Source organism: Kutzneria sp. CA-103260 (assembly GCF_018263855.1).
Taxonomy (GTDB): Bacteria; Actinomycetota; Actinomycetes; order Mycobacteriales; family Pseudonocardiaceae; genus Kutzneria.
The window spans coordinates 3,597,945-3,612,286 of sequence record NZ_CP073318.1 but is presented as its reverse complement, the minus strand read 5'-3'; the positions used below and the strand labels follow the sequence as shown (position 1 = coordinate 3,612,286).

General features: G+C 68.4%; 14 protein-coding genes. 9 read left to right on the top strand and 5 right to left on the bottom strand.

What is annotated here, in order from left to right; genetic code table 11:
- Positions 1 to 210 precede the first annotated feature (210 nt).
- Both JJ691_RS15600 and JJ691_RS15595 read left to right on the top strand, forming a co-directional pair.
- Complete coding sequence (locus JJ691_RS15600; RefSeq protein ID WP_249227953.1) at positions 211 to 762, top strand: hypothetical protein; 552 nt, start codon at positions 211 to 213, stop codon at positions 760 to 762.
- A gap of 234 nt (positions 763 to 996) precedes the next feature.
- The gene (locus tag JJ691_RS15595; protein ID WP_211769480.1) at positions 997 to 2,130 is read left to right on the top strand and encodes a serine/threonine protein kinase; all 1,134 of its coding nucleotides are present in this window, start codon (positions 997 to 999) and stop codon (positions 2,128 to 2,130) included.
- Positions 2,131 to 2,139: 9 nt separating this feature from the next.
- On the opposite strand, the gene JJ691_RS15590 is transcribed toward JJ691_RS15595, so the two are convergent.
- Positions 2,140 to 2,505, bottom strand: a complete 366-nt coding sequence (locus JJ691_RS15590; protein WP_211772290.1) for a hypothetical protein — start codon at positions 2,503 to 2,505, stop codon at positions 2,140 to 2,142.
- A gap of 245 nt (positions 2,506 to 2,750) precedes the next feature.
- Between JJ691_RS15590 and JJ691_RS15585 the strand changes: the two genes are divergently transcribed.
- Positions 2,751 to 3,290, top strand: coding sequence for a hypothetical protein (locus JJ691_RS15585; protein WP_211769479.1), 540 nt, complete (start codon positions 2,751 to 2,753; stop codon positions 3,288 to 3,290).
- A gap of 28 nt (positions 3,291 to 3,318) precedes the next feature.
- Here JJ691_RS15585 and JJ691_RS15580 read toward each other — a convergent pair whose 3' ends face one another.
- The gene (locus JJ691_RS15580) at positions 3,319 to 4,236 is read right to left on the bottom strand and encodes an IS3 family transposase (protein WP_211768578.1); all 918 of its coding nucleotides are present in this window, start codon (positions 4,234 to 4,236) and stop codon (positions 3,319 to 3,321) included.
- A 5-nt stretch (positions 4,237 to 4,241) separates the two neighbouring features.
- Positions 4,242 to 4,553, bottom strand: coding sequence for a transposase (locus tag JJ691_RS15575; protein WP_211768579.1), 312 nt, complete (start codon positions 4,551 to 4,553; stop codon positions 4,242 to 4,244).
- A gap of 29 nt (positions 4,554 to 4,582) precedes the next feature.
- On the opposite strand from JJ691_RS15575, the gene JJ691_RS15570 reads away from it, so the two are divergent.
- Positions 4,583 to 5,332, top strand: coding sequence for an amidase domain-containing protein (locus JJ691_RS15570; protein ID WP_211769478.1), 750 nt, complete (start codon positions 4,583 to 4,585; stop codon positions 5,330 to 5,332).
- A 36-nt stretch (positions 5,333 to 5,368) separates the two neighbouring features.
- A complete protein-coding gene (locus JJ691_RS15565; RefSeq protein ID WP_211769477.1) occupies positions 5,369 to 5,671 on the top strand; it encodes a hypothetical protein in 303 nt (100 codons plus the stop codon).
- Positions 5,672 to 5,968: 297 nt separating this feature from the next.
- On the opposite strand, the gene JJ691_RS15560 is transcribed toward JJ691_RS15565, so the two are convergent.
- Entirely contained in the window at positions 5,969 to 6,538 is a 570-nt protein-coding gene (locus JJ691_RS15560) for a TetR/AcrR family transcriptional regulator (RefSeq protein WP_211769476.1), read from the bottom strand.
- Between the two features lie 129 nt (positions 6,539 to 6,667).
- Here JJ691_RS15560 and JJ691_RS15555 point away from each other — a divergent pair, with 129 nt between their 5' ends.
- Positions 6,668 to 7,375: an alpha/beta fold hydrolase gene (locus JJ691_RS15555; RefSeq protein ID WP_211769475.1), complete on the top strand. Its 708-nt coding sequence runs from the start codon at positions 6,668 to 6,670 to the stop codon at positions 7,373 to 7,375.
- A 133-nt stretch (positions 7,376 to 7,508) separates the two neighbouring features.
- On the opposite strand, the gene JJ691_RS15550 is transcribed toward JJ691_RS15555, so the two are convergent.
- A complete protein-coding gene (locus JJ691_RS15550) occupies positions 7,509 to 8,069 on the bottom strand; it encodes a hypothetical protein (protein ID WP_211769474.1) in 561 nt (186 codons plus the stop codon).
- Between JJ691_RS15550 and JJ691_RS53175 the strand changes: the two genes are divergently transcribed.
- The 3 genes from JJ691_RS53175 to JJ691_RS15535 all read left to right on the top strand — a co-directional run bounded on the left by JJ691_RS53175 (position 8,059) and on the right by JJ691_RS15535 (position 14,090).
- Positions 8,059 to 8,505 (top strand): DedA family protein, encoded by a 447-nt coding sequence (locus tag JJ691_RS53175; protein WP_211769473.1) that lies wholly within the window; start codon positions 8,059 to 8,061, stop codon positions 8,503 to 8,505. The genes JJ691_RS15550 and JJ691_RS53175 overlap by 11 nt on opposite strands.
- Before the next feature lie 130 nt (positions 8,506 to 8,635).
- On the top strand, positions 8,636 to 11,755 hold the full coding sequence (locus JJ691_RS15540) for a TIM-barrel domain-containing protein (protein ID WP_249227952.1): 3,120 nt from the start codon (positions 8,636 to 8,638) through the stop codon (positions 11,753 to 11,755).
- A gap of 133 nt (positions 11,756 to 11,888) precedes the next feature.
- Positions 11,889 to 14,090 carry a WD40/YVTN/BNR-like repeat-containing protein gene (locus JJ691_RS15535; protein WP_249227951.1) on the top strand — a complete coding sequence of 734 codons (2,202 nt, stop codon included), beginning with the start codon at positions 11,889 to 11,891 and terminating at the stop codon, positions 14,088 to 14,090.
- The last annotated feature ends 252 nt before the right edge of the window (positions 14,091 to 14,342 follow it).

The following is a 14,342-nucleotide window of genomic DNA, read 5'->3' as shown; positions in this document are numbered from 1 at the left end:
CGAACCGGACGCGAATCGCTCCCGTCCGAAGCGCTCGGCAGTCCACATAGCGGCCATTTGGGACCTTCTGGTTCACAGTTGGTGTTGACGTTCTGTCAATTTCGCCTGGTTCCGCCGGCTTCGGAACGTGTTTACGGTCCATGGCGATCACGCGCGGATCCAGCGTGATCGCCTTGTCGGAGCGACATCGTCACTACGAGGAGCCCTCGAATGTCCCGACCTTCCCTGCGTGATGGATCGGCCCTCATCGTGTTGGTCAGCATGGGCGCGACGGTCCTTGTCGCCGCGGCGCCCGCCGAAGCCTCGCCGTCGATCGCGCACGCGGCGGCCGTGTCCTGTTCCACGTCGTACCTGCCGCTGCCGGACCCGTCCTGCACCCCTGGGGCCACCAACCCCGATGTCAGCCAGGACACCATTGACCAGACGATCTGCGTGTCCGGCTGGACCAGTACGGTGCGGCCGCCGACGTCCTACACCAACGCCCTGAAGGTGCAGCAGATCGCCGAGTACGGCTACGACGACACCAGCACCGCCGACTACGAGGAAGACCACCTCATTCCGCTGGAGCTCGGGGGCGCGCCGCGTGACCCGAACAACCTCTGGCCCGAGCCGCGCTACGGCGACCAGACCTCGGCCAGCAAGGACTCCGTCGAGAACGCCTTGAAGAAGGCCGTGTGCAACGGCCAGGTCAACCTCGTCGACGCGCAGAACGCGATCGCGACCGACTGGACGACCGCCGAATCCGTGGTGGGCATCGGCTGACCGTCGAACGCCCGTCGTTGACGACACGCCCGTGCTGCCTTCATGGTGGCGCGGGCGTGTCGTTCAATCGTCCACTTCGGACACATCGGTGCTTCGGCGGCCCGATTCCGGCAACGTCGCGTGAAGCCGCGCGCCGAACTCTGGAACATGGCAGGCGGCCCACCATCGCCCCGTGAACCGTTTCGTCGTGGAATGCGTAATCACGCCCGTAGCAGAGCGGAGGGCGGGAGTTGCATGACGGTCGCCAGCCAAGCAAGCCTCGTACTCGACGGGAGGTACCGGCTCGACGCGCCGCTGGGGCAGAGAAGCGATGGTTGGTTGTGTCGGGCGCACGATCTCGTCTTGGGCCGACCGGTCATGGTCAAGATGTTCAAGTCGGTGGTCAACGAGGCAACCGCACGAACGTACGTCAGGCAGGCCAAATCGCTGACCGCCCTGCGGCATGCCCACCTGGTGACGACGTACGACGGGGGCATAGCCGATGGTCACCCCTACCTGGTGCTGGAGCCGGTCGACGAATTCGATCTGCTCGACGGCACGGACGGGCGGCCGTTGTCCGTGTCGGACACCGTCACCCTCGGCGCCGGCCTCGCCGATGCGTTGGCCTGTATGCATGCGGAGGGAATCGTCCATGGTGATCTGACACCGGCGAGCGTGCTGATCGACGCGAACGGGCAGTGGCGGCTGGTGGGTGTCGGCGGCGGACGCGCGCAGGATGGCACGGCTCCGGCAGATGTTCACGCACTCGGGCATGTCCTGCTGCACACTCTGAGTGGTCAGGAAGCGCTCAATGGCACGATCCCCGGGCCGCTGGCTCGCGTGCTGGCCGCGATGATGAGCCGCAATCCCGAGCGACGTCCGAGCGCGGCCGCCTGTGCACGACGGCTCAGCCAGGCAGCAGACGCGCTGGAGAACGGGCGTCGATCGCCGACGGGCGCCTCGGTGTTGTGGGGTCGGGTGACCGGGCTCGCTGCCGCCGGCGGTCTGGTGACTGCCGCCGTGATCGCGTTCGCTCCCACCTCCCTGCCCCAACAAGCAGCGCCGCCGGCTGCGGCACCCGTGCCGACGACGCCGTCGCAACTCCCGGTTCCCGGCCCGACCGCGACACCTGAGCAGCCGGTGCCGCACCCACAGCCGACAACGAGCCGCTCGGGCCCCACGACCAGCGCACATCCCACGACGAGCGCACATCCGACGACGGGTGCGCCGTCGCCCACGGTCAGTGCCGATCCGACCACAGCCGCCCCGACAACAACCGCGGACGCACCGCCGGGGCTGGCCAAGAAGCCGTTCAGGCTGCCGCCGGGGCTGCTCAAGAAGTGGCTCGGGCTGGATCACGACGGATGGGAGTGGCCGTTCGATTGGTGAGCCGGCCAACTAGGCGTCGTCGCGACGACGCGTCGCCCCGTCGACAGGACGGTGACGAGCCGGGCACGGCCACAGTCCGTCCCCGTCGTGATTCCAGGCCACCCACGACGGTGCCGAGTCGAGCGTGGACACCTCGGCCAGCCGGGGGGCTAGCCGAATCAGCCGCGCGAACGCCTCAGCGAAGGCCAGGGCCGCGTGGTCCGCGGTCGGGAGCAGCGCACCGCTGGGGACGTAGGCCTCCGCAGTGGCGACGGCGCCGCTGAACGGCGTGGCGCCGGTGAGCGGTCGGGGGCAGGGATAACCGGCCTGGAACAGGCGGCGCTGGACGTCGACGCAGGCCGCTATCCGCGGCGAGTCCGGACGAACCTTGACCACGACCTCGCAGCTCAGATGTCCGTGGCCAGGCTGGACTTGATCGCACGGACCATCATCTACGGTGGCTCCGGACATACAACCCGGCACCTGGTCGCGCCATTGAAGAAATTCCGACCACGCCAGGACTGTGCCGCCAGGTGTCAACAGATACCACCATGTCGGGTTGTCCGCGTGATTGCCTGTTCCGGCGGCCGGAAGTTGCCACCGGGCACCACCTTGCTGGTCACCGTGATTGCCTTGCTGACATGGTCAGCTATCAGGCGCTTCGCGATGCGCGCCCGGCCGCGTGGACAGGCGCCGCCGACGACTGGGTCCGGCTGGCGCAGCAGTGCGAGCAGGCCGCTGTGGACATCTACCATCAGGGCACCGCAAGGGTGACCGATCACTGGAAGGACGAGGTCGGCGATCTGGCTGTCAACGAACTGGCCGACCTGGCGAATTCCTACCAGGTAGCCGGGGCCACCATTCGCGGAGCGGCGATGATCTTGGAGGGGCTCGGCGAGTCTGCCGGGCTCACCCAGCGGACACTGCAATCCGCGGTCGACTACGCGCATCAACACGGGATGGTGGTCGATGAGGGCACCGGCCGAGTCTCGTTCCAGCAGGCCGGACCGCACACGGCCGACGAGGAACGAGCTCGCAACCTGGCCGACCAGCTCATCGCACAGGCCCTGGCGGCGGCGACCCAGATTGACGAGGAAGCCAAGGCCGAGTTGGACAAGCTCGCCGCCGCTGTGAACAACACCAGTCTCGACCAGGCGAAAAACGACCAGAACACGGCCTGAGGTTCCCCCGAAATCTCGGAGGGATTGGTTACCTGGCTCTTGTCGAGGTCCCAGGGATCATAGATGGCTCGCCGTGTCCGGTTTGGGTGGTGTGCCAGGCGGCTTCGTACTCGTCAGGGCTGAGCCAGCCGAGCTGCTTCTGGATACGGTCGGTGTTGTACCAGCCGTCGACATAGCCGAAGATCGCGTTCTCGGCCTCCTCGCGGGTGCGCCACGAGTGCCGATACACCAACTCGATCTTCAGCGTGGAGAAGAAGTTTTCCATCAACGCGTTGTCGTAGGAGTCACCCACCGAGCCCATCGACGGCAGAATCCCGTTGTCCGCCAAGCGTTGCGCGAACCGGAACGACGTGTAGGTCGAGCCGCGGTCGCTGTGGTGGATCAACTGGCCGTCTCGCACGTCGCGCGACCAGATCGCGTACTCCAACGCTCCCAGCACCAGATTGGTATCGCAACGGTCGCTGGTCTTCCAGCCCACGATTCGATTGGAGAACGCGTCACGGACCGCGGCCAGCCAGAACGCGCCCGCACCGGTTGGGATGCGGGTGGCGTCGGCGACCCACAGCCGGTCCGGCGCCGAGGCGGTGAAGTCCCGGTTGACCAGGTCCGGCGCCGGTGTGGCCCGAGGATCCCGCCGGGTCGAGGGGATGCGCCACTTCTTACGCAGGAACGCGCCCTGCAGTTCGTGGGCGCGCATCAGCCGCTCCACCCGCTTGCGGGACACCCGAACCCCGCGCCGGCGCAGCGTCGCGTGTACTCGCGGGCTGCCGTAGGTGCCGCCGGAGGTGGTGTGGATGCCGACGATCTCGGCGACCAGCGCCTGGTCCTGCCGCTGACGCGGCGACGGGTCGGCCTGGCGGCGTAGCCAGCCGTAGTAGGTGGACGAGGCGACGCCGAGGACCCGGAGGACGGGCTCGACCCCGAAGCGGCCACGAAGCTGACCCACGAGCTTCACGACCGTCGCCGGGTCGGGTCGAGTTCCGAGGCGAAAAAAGCGCTCGCGGCCTTAAGGATCTCGTTGGCACGCTTGAGTTCCGCGTTCTCCCGCCGCAGCCGGCGCAGTTCCTCTGACTCGCTGGTCGTGGGCCGGTCGTCCCGCTCGCCGCGGTCGGCCTCGTCCTGGCGGATCCAGTTGCGCACCGCCTCGGGGTGCACGCCGAGCTGTTCGGCCAACCGGCGGATCACCGGCTTCGGATCCGACTCCCGGTACAGCCGGACCGCGCGGGCCCTGAGCTCGTCGGGGTACTTCTTCGGTGCTGCCACGGATGACTCCCTTCAGGCCCTATCGGACCATGTTTGAAAGTCTCCGAGCTACCGGGGGAACCTCAGCCGCTCACGACGAACTGGACCTGATCAGGAAGTCGCTGCCCCGCGGCAAACGCCCGGAGGAGGTGCGGGCGTGGTGGGACGGGCTCACCGAGCGGCAGCGCGAAGAGTACGAGCGAGCGGTCCCGGTGGACCTGTATGACCTCGACGGGATCCCCAATGACGTCAAGGTCAAGCTGCGCGGCCACAACGGCTACAGCGCGGTCGATGCGGTGCGCTGGGCGCAGGCGAACTGGGACAACACGGGCATTGACAAATTCCCCGAGAACTGCGCGAACTTCGTTTCGCACGCACTGAACGAGGGTGGGCTCCCTCAGACGGGGAACATGGCCACCGGCCCCTGGCGTGACACCCAATGGTACGACGGCAGTGACACCGGGTGGAGCAAGATCGACGGGCCGACGAGCTCCGCGAGCTGGAAGAGCGTGGACGCGCAAAAACAGTTCTTCCTCGACCACGGCGGTCAGCAAATCCCACTGTCCGAAGCCCAACCAGGCGATGTCGTCTACTGGGTACAGCAGGGCAGCGGCGACAAGCCAGCCGGAGAAGCGCACCACGCCGCGCTGATTACCGGAGTCACCCCGGACGGCAACATCCACTACACCCAGCACACCGACTCCCGCCTTGACACGAGCCTGGACGGGCGCATGCCCAGTTACCAGATCGAAGTCGGGCAGCAGCAGGTGGTCGTCGTCCGTCCACGACGGACCTGGTAACGGGAGACGGGACCGATGGCCCCCACGAAGATCCACATGGCTCCAGCCCGAACAGACCAGGCTGGAGCCGACCTGGCCGCGTTGGTCGAGCAGGCGCAGAAGACCACCGCCGCGCTGTTCGGCAGCACCGACATCGCAGCGGCGGGCAACAGCGGCTGGCTTTCCGCGACGGCGTTGACGACCTGCGGTCAGAAGTGGCACGACCATCTCAAGTCTTTGGAAAACACCACGTCGGCATTGGCGTGGAGCGTGCGCAAGGCTGCCCGGCTCTACAACACGGCCGACCAGGAGGCGCAGCGGCGGCTCCAGGAGGTACTGGAGAACATGACCCGACAGTGAGATCCCGTCCGAGCCAGACCTGCCAAGAGCGGTACCTCTTGTCCTTCGACAGCGAATGTGGCTCTGTGCCAGCGAAATCTGCCTGCCGTTGGGTGCCCCTGGCCCACGCAGAACTCAGCCGCGTTGGGCTGCTGTCAGGATGACCAATGGACGTGGTGGCCCAGTGGGTGTGGACGTGGCGGACCAAGCGGTCTCCCAACTGACGTGGCAGAAACCGGCCTTCGGTCAGGCTTTGGTGGCAACGGGACAATCTTCGTTGTCAACGGACAACGGTGACCGCACCGGCGGCGGCCGCCGTCAGACATCCTGGGCGGGAAATACCTCGTCGACGGCCCGGCGCAGTGTTTCGCGCACGACGGCCGCGTTGTCGAGTTCCGCGGCCTGGAACGCGCCGTCGTGCAGCAGGACGAGCACGCGGGCGGCGTGGTCGGGGTCGGGGTGGTCCAGGCTGGCTGACAGGTCGCGCAGCATCTCGAACAGCCACGTGCGCTGGTCGTCGATGACCGCGCGCACCGGGTGGCCGGGGTCGGGGTACTCCGCGGCGGCGTTGAGGAACTGGCAGCCGCGGAAGCCGTCGTCGAGGGTCGCGTCGCCGAGTACGGCCATGACCGCGCGGAGCGCCTCGCGCGGCGACTTGTCGTGCCGGGCCCGCCCGACCGCGTCGCGGATGTCCTCGGCGGTGGCTGTGAGGTAGGCAGAGACCAGGTCGTCCTTGCTGGGGTAGTGCCGGTAGAAGGTGGCGCGGGTGACCGAGGCCTCGCTGATGAGGCGCTCGACGCCGACGGCGTGGATGCCCTCGGCGTAGAACAGGCGGGACGCGGTGCGCAGCAGCCGGTCCTTGGGGTGCAGGTCCGGGGCAGTCGTCATCAGGCCAGCGTAGAGAAAGACCAGTCGTTCTGCACTGTCGTTCACGGCACATCGCGCGATGAGGGAGAACGACTAGTCTCGCTCGTGAGAGAAAGACCGATCGTTCTACCTGTAGAGGGATGAAGACCCATGAGCACCACTCCCACGATCGTCCTGGTCTACGGCGCCTTCGGTGACTCCTCCGCGTGGAGTGGCGTGATCGCCAGGCTTCAGGAACGCGGCTACGACACGGTTGCCGTGGCGAACCCGCTGCGCGGCCTGGAGTCCGACGCGCAGTACGTCGCCACGACCACCCAGGCCATCGACGGCCCGGTCGTCCTGGTGGGCCACTCCTACGCCGGCACGCTGATCACCCGCGCCGCCCGGGATGCCTCCAACGTCGAAGCCCTGGTCTACATCGCCGCGTTCCAGCCCGACGAGGGCGAGAGCTCCTTCGGTCTGGCCGCCCGCTTCCCCGGCGCCAAGCTGGGTCCGGACACCACCACCGTGGTCGAGCACGACGGCGAGCCGGAACTGTCGATCAAGCCCGAGCACTACCGGGACGTCATCGCGGGAGACCTGCCCGAGGCGACCACGAACATCCTCGCGGTCACCCAGCGCCCGGTGCGCCAGGCGGCGCTGACGACCGAACTGTCCAGCGAGCCGGCGTGGCGCACCCTGCCGTCGTGGGCGTTGATCGCGAAACGGGACAACGCCATCCCGGCCCAGGCGCAGGAGTTCATGGCCGAGCGCGCCGGCTCGCACGTGGTGCGCGTGGCAGCGTCCCACGCAGTGGCGATCTCCCAGCCGGACGCGGTGGCCGAGCTGATCGTGCAGGCCGCCAAGGCCACTCGCTGAACTCCCTCGACACCGCGTAGCGAGGTCTGCGCACCGAGCCCGGCGATCGCCCTACCTCGGCCGCAAGACCGGCCGGGGCTTCCGCACCCACGCCTCACGCTGACGGCCGCCATCCCGTCTCGAACGCGGGACGTCACAGCCAGCCGGACCTCACCAGTGCAGGCCGGCCGTCGGTGGCGACGAGTTGTTCGGCGGCCGGGGCATTGCCGAGCTCGCCGGCGCGAACGCGGCCGAGCAGCCGGCCGGTGGCGGCGACGATCTCGGGCGCGGCCAGTCGGAGTTCGGCGGCGTCGTCGGGACCCACGGTGTCGGCGGGGAATCCGGCCTCGGCCAGCACGCCGTCGAGGTCGGCGAGCTTGCCGGCCAGCCAGCCCAGCGGATCAGCGGACAGCTCACGCGTGAACACCCGGGCGCCCGGGTTCCAGCCGGTGAAGGCCGGATGGTGGTGGGTGCGGTCGAAGCTGCCCGGGCGCCCGTCGACCGACTCCAGGAAATCCGCCCGCCACACCGGGTCCTCGACCGCGATGGGATAGGCCGAGTAGATGGTGCCCTTCAGCGGACCGCGTTCGATGAGCCGCAGCTCGAGCCGGACACCGTGCTCGGCGCCCTCCTGGCCCTTGACCGGTTCCGGATCCACGAAGAACAGGTCTCCGAGCACGACACCGATTCGATCGAACCCGAACATGTACAGCATCCGCGTCCCCTCCGTGTTGTCGGCCGACCGTTCGATCATGCCGCGCCGGTCCGGTGATCGGTTCGCCTTTCCGGGTGTGACTCAGAGCCGGACGGCCCGCTCGGTCGCCTCGCGGGCCCGCGCCGGCGCGGCGACGATCCCGCGCTGCGGTCGGGCGCTACTGGCCCGCAGGCACAATCCCCATCTGGCCAAAGGGGTTGTTCGTGGCGAGGCGCTGTTCGAGCGCTACGGCCACGGCAAGGCGATCGTGCTCGCTCGCTTCATCCCGATCATCCGCACGGTGTTGAACCCCTTGGCGGGCATCCTTTCCTTGCCTACCAAGACGTTCACACTGGGGCAGGTGTCGGGCGGCCTGCTGTGGAACGCCGCCGGCCACAGCAGCCGGTCTTCGCCGTCATGGTGGATGGATAGGAATCGTAAGAAAAGCTCGATGTGACGGGCGAGGGGACGAACCGGGCGCGCTTCGCCCACGCGATGGTTGTCACTGGTCCGGCTGTGTGAACCTGCTGGTGCGAACCGAACTGGTCAGTAACATGATCGGCCACCAACCAGGATTGGACGGTCCGATGAGCCGACGACTCCGGTGGGCCGTCGGGCCCGCCGCGCTGGCGCTCGCTGCGGTCTTCGCCCCCGCACTCGCATCCAGCGCGGCGGCGGCCACGGGGAGCGTGACCGATGGGAACGCGCGGTTCACCGTCGAGTCGCCGACCCTGATCCGGGTCGAGTACGCCGGCGACGGCGGCTTCGAGGACCGGCCGACGTTCAACGCGATCAACCGGTCGATGCCGACGCCGCCGTACACGACGTCGGTGGCCAACGGCTACCGGATCATCCAGACCGCCTCCGTGACACTGCGGTACCTGGAGAACTCGGGACCTTTCGGCCCAGGAAACCTCAGCGTCGACCTGACCGCCGGGTCACAGGCCGTCACGGCCCATCCGAGCTTCCCGGGCACCTGCGCCGTCGGCGCCGGATGCGAAGCCGAGGGGCTTGCGCTGTCCGGTAGCGCCGCCATTGCCAGCGACCACGGCGGATACACCGGCAGCGGGTTCGTCGCCGGCTTCGCCGCCGCGGGCGCGAAGATCGGCTGGCAGGAATCCGGAGTGCCGGCGGCCGGTCAGTACGCCGTGCAGCTCCGCTACGCCAACGCGACCGGTGGCGACAACAAGAACGAGACCCGCACCGTCACGGTGACCACCGGCGACAGCACACAGCAGGTGAGCCTCCCCGTGACGGCCAACTGGGACACGTGGTCGGTCGCCAGCGCCACGGTGACTCTGCCCGCCGGTGGCGCGCCGATGTCGATTTCCTGTGGCAGCAACGACTCCTGCAATGTGAACGTCGATTCCGTCGCGGTGACGCCGGTCGGCGCCGCGTACCCGACGCCGGTGTCCACTCCGGACAACAACCTCGGCGGCTATCGTCGTGGCCTGGACGGTCAGGGCGGTCCCGCCGCGATGGCCGACGGCGTGCTCTCCCGTGACGGCTGGTACCTGATGGACGACACGCAGTCGGCGATCCTGGACACCGATGGCACCGTCACCCCGAGGCCGTCCCACAGCGGGCAGCCGTACCAGGACGGCTACTTCTTCGGCTACGGACACAACTACAAGCAGGGCCTCAAGGACCTCCACGACCTGACCGGCCCATCGCCGCTGCTGCCGCGTGAGGCGTTCGGCGTCTGGTACAGCCGGTACTACCCGTACAGCGCGTCCGATTACCAGAACACGCTGATCCCGGCGTTCCGTGCCAATCGGACGCCGATTGACACCCTGGTCGCGGACACCGACTGGAAGGCGCCGAACGCCTGGGACGGCTGGGAGTTCAACTCCAGCCTGGTCCCCGATCCGAAGGCGTTCTTCAGCTGGGCGGCGTCGCAGGACCTGCAGACGTCGCTGAACATCCACCCGAGCATCGCGCCCGGCGACCCCCAGTACGCCGCTACCGTCGCGACCGCCGGCACGCTGGCCGACAGCAGCTGCTACAGCATCGGCGACTGCAAGATATTCAACTTCCTGGATCCGGCGCAGCTCAAGGCGTACTTCAACCTGCACAGCTCGCTCGAGCAGAACGGCCAGCCGGTCTGGTGGCTGGACCAGTCCAACGGCGAGGGCGGCACGCCGGTCAACGCCGGGGTCACCCCGGACAGCTGGATCAACGCGCAGTACAAGGCGCACGCGGACGCGATGGGCGGTCGTGGGTACGTGCTGGGCCGGATCGGCGGCAACGGCAACGACTACTCGGTGTTCACGCCGCCGTCGACCGGTGCGTGGGCCGATCACCGCTCGGCCGTGCACTTCACCGGCGACACGTCGCCGACGTGGGCGATGCTCGCGTTCGAGGCGCAGTTCACCGCCCGTGAGGGCAGCGGGATCGGCGAACCCTATGTGTCCCACGACATCGGTGGCTTCTACCAGAACTCCGCGAACGCCTCGAACGGCCACGACAACGAGGACCTGTACGCCCGCTGGGTGCAGCTTGGCACGTTCCAACCGATCCTGCGGCTGCATTCCGACCACGGCGACCGGCTGCCGTGGAACTACAGCGCGGCGACGGCGGCCGCGACCGAGAAGTTCCTGCGGCTGCGGGAATCCCTCGTGCCGTACACGTACACGCTGGCCCGCCAGGCGGTGGACACCGGCCTGCCGATCGTGCGCGGCCTGTACCTGAACTACCCCGAGTACAACGAGGCGTACAGCTACGCGGGGGAGTACACCTACGGCGACGACGTGCTGGTCGCACCGGTCAGCACGCCCGGCACCGGTTCGGTGAGCTCCACCGTCTGGTTCCCGCCGGGCAGTTGGACGGACTACTTCACCGGCCGCACCTACACCGGTCCGGGCACCGCCCAGGTCACCACGACGTTGGACACTATGCCGGTGTTCCTGCGTTCCGGTGGGATCATGACGACTCGCAGCGACTACGTCGACTCCGCCAACCAGAGCCCGATGAACCAGGTGAGCGTGGACGTGGCGGCCGGCGGCGACGGATCCTTCTCCCTCTACGAGGACTCCGGCCAGGGCAACGGCTACCAGTCCGGGCAGTCGGCCACGACGCCGATCGGCTACTCGGACGGTTCGCACACCCTGACCATCGGCGCGCGGCAGGGCACGTACCCGGGCGCAGTGGCCAACCGGACCTGGACCGTCAAGATCCACAATCTGTACGCGGCTCCGTCGAAGGTCACCGTCAACGGATCCACCGTGTCCGCGAGCTACGACGCCGGCAGCCGAACCGCCACCGTGCAGACCGGTTCGCTGCCGACGTCGGCGCCGGTGACCGTCACGTACGCGCTGGGCACGCCCACCGGACCGATCACCTCCGCGCTGGCCGGCAAGTGCATCGACGTCAACAACGCGGGCACGGCCAACGGCACCGCGGTGCAGCTGTGGGACTGCAATGGCACCAGTGCGCAGCAGTGGACCGTGACGACGAACGGCGCCTTGCAGGCGCTCGGCAAGTGCATGGACGTCAGCGGTGGGGCAACGGCCAACGGCACGTTGGTGCAGTTGTGGGACTGCAACGGAACCACGGCCCAACAGTGGCAGCAGGGCGCCAACCACGCCTTGGTCAACCCGCAGTCGGGGCGGTGCCTGGACGACCCCGACGCGGTCAGCACCAACGGAACGCAGCTACAGATCTACGACTGCAATGCGACCAACGCCCAGCAATGGACCGTGCCCTGACTCGCACCTGGGTGCAGGTGCGCGGCCTGAACGGGCAAACCCGTACGACTGTCCGACCTTCGACGGCTGCCGTCCGCCGGCCATGACTCCTAGCGTGCACATCGTCACCAGACGATGCGCGAAGGAGATGTGGATGCTCCGCTTGGCAGTGGCCGTCGTCCTCGCCGGCACGTTGGTCGCACCATCGGCTCACCCGATGGACGACGATGATGACAGTGGCCCGGCGGCACCGGCTGATTACAGCTACGTGCAGAAAACCGTGCCGGGCCAGTCCCTTCCCCGGCACGCCTACGAACAGGCCGCCGCCGAGGCGCGCAGACTGCCCACCGTCGGCGGCGCCTGGCAACAACTCGGCCCGACGAACATCGGCGGCCGGGTAGTCAGCCTGGCAATGGACCCCACCAAAGCCGATGCCCTGTACGCCGCCTCGGCGAGCGGCGGCCTGTGGAGATCAACCGACGCCGGCCGCAGCTTCACCGCCGCGTGGCCGCAGGATTCAACCCAGGCGATGGGCGCCGTCGCAGTAGCCCCGAACGGCACGGTCTACGTCGGCACCGGCGAGCCCAACCCGGGCGGCGGCAGCGTGACGTACGAAGGCACCGGCCTCTACCGGTCCACCGATCACGGCGCGACCTGGCGCCAGACAGGCCTGCCCGACTCCGGCACGATCGGCGCCATCGCCATCGACCCGTCCAACCCGCAACGGATCCTTGTCGCGGCCAACGGCTCCCTGTACTCCCCGGGCGGCGACCGAGGCGTCTACCTCAGCTCGGACGCCGGCGCGACCTGGCGCCGGGTCCTGACTACGCCGAACGAGTTCACCGGCGCGGTGGACGTCCAGTTCGACCCGGCCGACCCACGCCGCGTCTACGCCGCGCTCTGGGATCACCGCCGACAGCCCGACCAGCGTGTCTACGGCGGCGTCGGTTCCGGTCTGTACCGTTCGACGGACAGCGGCACGACCTGGCAGCAGCTCGGCGGCGGCCTGCCCGCCACCGGCCCCGACGTCGGCCGGTACGGATTCGGCATCTCCGCCTCCCAGCCGCAACGGATGTACGCCGTCGTCGGCAAGACCGGCGGCTCCTACGGCAGCGCCTACACCTCTGCCGACGCCGGCACCACCTGGACCAGGCTGCCCGACACTCCCGAGCTGGTCGACTCCCAGTCCAGCTACAGCTGGTGGTTCGGCAAGATCTGGGTCGACCCGCGCGACGCCCAGCACGTGCAGGTCGCCGGCGTCCCCCTGCTGACCTCGCACAACGGCGGCCAGACCTGGACCGACGACAACGGCGCCGTGCATTCCGACCAACATGCGATGGTGTGGGACCCACGCCATCCCAACCGCGTCTACCTGGGCGACGACGGCGGCGTATACCGGTCCGACAGCAACGGCGACGGCGGCTGGACGCACGCTGTGAGCGAGCCGTTCACGCAGTTCTACAGCGTCGCGATCACGCCGGCGGACACCTCGCGCATTTCCGGTGGCGCGCAGGACAACGGGTCGCTGCGGTCCTGGGGCGGCCCGCGGTTCAACGAGTACTACGGCGGCGACGGCCAGCAGAACCTGATCAGCCCGGCCGACGACAACACGGTCTTCGCCTGCCTCCAGTACGGCAACTGCGCGCGGTCGACCGACGGCGGCGCCACCATGACCGACTTCACCGACGCCACTACCGCCGATCGCCGGAACTGGTTGACCCCGGTGCAGTTCGACCCGACCAATCCGAAGACCATGTACTACGGCGGCAACCGGCTCAACCGATCCACCGATGGCGGCGTCACCTGGACCGCGATCAGCCCCGACCTGACCGGCGGCCCCGGCAAGGACGACTACCCGTTCGGCACCATCACCACCGTCGCCGCGGGTTCGGACCAGCACACGGTCTGGGCCGGCACCGACGACGGCCGGGTCTGGGTCACCCACAACCTCGGCGCCACCTGGACCAACGTGCTCACCGGCCAACCGTGGGTGACGAAGGTCGTCGTGGATCCGCACAACTCGAACGCCGCCTATGTGACGCTGTCCGGCTACCGGTCCGGCTCGGCGCAGCCACATGTGTTGCGTACCAACGACAGTGGCCGGCATTGGACGGACCTGTCCGGCGATCTGCCGCAGGCGCCGGTGAACACGCTGGTGATCGGGGCGGGCGGCGGCATCCTCTACGCCGGCACCGACCAGGGCGTGTTCGCCAGCCCGGCCGGATCGGGCCATTGGGCGCGACTGGGCCAGAACCTGCCGCTGGTGCCCGTTGACGACATCGCCTACGACCAGCAGCACCACCGTCTGGTGATCGCGACCTTCGGACGGGGCTTCTACTCGCTCACCGTCGTCTGACGCCCGTGCCGGAGGCCCACCGGGTCGCCGGCACGGTCATCGCCGCAGGTGGCAACTCGGTACGCAGCCCTTCGTTGGCAGCTGGGATGCTGCCCCCGGCGTGATCGTGTCGCTGCTGTACCGAGCAACTCGCGCGCTGCTGTCCGCGTCGGTGGTGCTGCTGCGCCACTAGTGGAGCAGCGTCTTCCCGATCACGCGAGCGCGTCCAGTGTGGGCGTGTGCTGGCGCGGCTCACCGTCAACCTCAGGGAAC

Bases quoted from the DNA above. Each gene is read 5' to 3' on its own strand.
- JJ691_RS15600 (WP_249227953.1), top strand. From the start codon at position 211: ATGTCCCGACCTTCCCTGCGTGATGGATCGGCCCTCATCGTGTTGGTC.
- JJ691_RS15595 (WP_211769480.1), top strand. From the start codon at position 997: ATGACGGTCGCCAGCCAAGCAAGCCTCGTACTCGACGGGAGGTACCGG.
- JJ691_RS15585 (WP_211769479.1), top strand. From the start codon at position 2,751: ATGGTCAGCTATCAGGCGCTTCGCGATGCGCGCCCGGCCGCGTGGACA.
- JJ691_RS15570 (WP_211769478.1), top strand. From the start codon at position 4,583: ATGTTTGAAAGTCTCCGAGCTACCGGGGGAACCTCAGCCGCTCACGAC.
- JJ691_RS15565 (WP_211769477.1), top strand. From the start codon at position 5,369: ATGGCTCCAGCCCGAACAGACCAGGCTGGAGCCGACCTGGCCGCGTTG.
- JJ691_RS15560 (WP_211769476.1), bottom strand. From the start codon at position 6,538: ATGACGACTGCCCCGGACCTGCACCCCAAGGACCGGCTGCTGCGCACC.
- JJ691_RS15555 (WP_211769475.1), top strand. From the start codon at position 6,668: ATGAGCACCACTCCCACGATCGTCCTGGTCTACGGCGCCTTCGGTGAC.
- JJ691_RS53175 (WP_211769473.1), top strand. From the start codon at position 8,059: ATGTACAGCATCCGCGTCCCCTCCGTGTTGTCGGCCGACCGTTCGATC.
- JJ691_RS15550 (WP_211769474.1), bottom strand. From the start codon at position 8,069: ATGCTGTACATGTTCGGGTTCGATCGAATCGGTGTCGTGCTCGGAGAC.
- JJ691_RS15540 (WP_249227952.1), top strand. From the start codon at position 8,636: ATGAGCCGACGACTCCGGTGGGCCGTCGGGCCCGCCGCGCTGGCGCTC.
- JJ691_RS15535 (WP_249227951.1), top strand. From the start codon at position 11,889: ATGCTCCGCTTGGCAGTGGCCGTCGTCCTCGCCGGCACGTTGGTCGCA.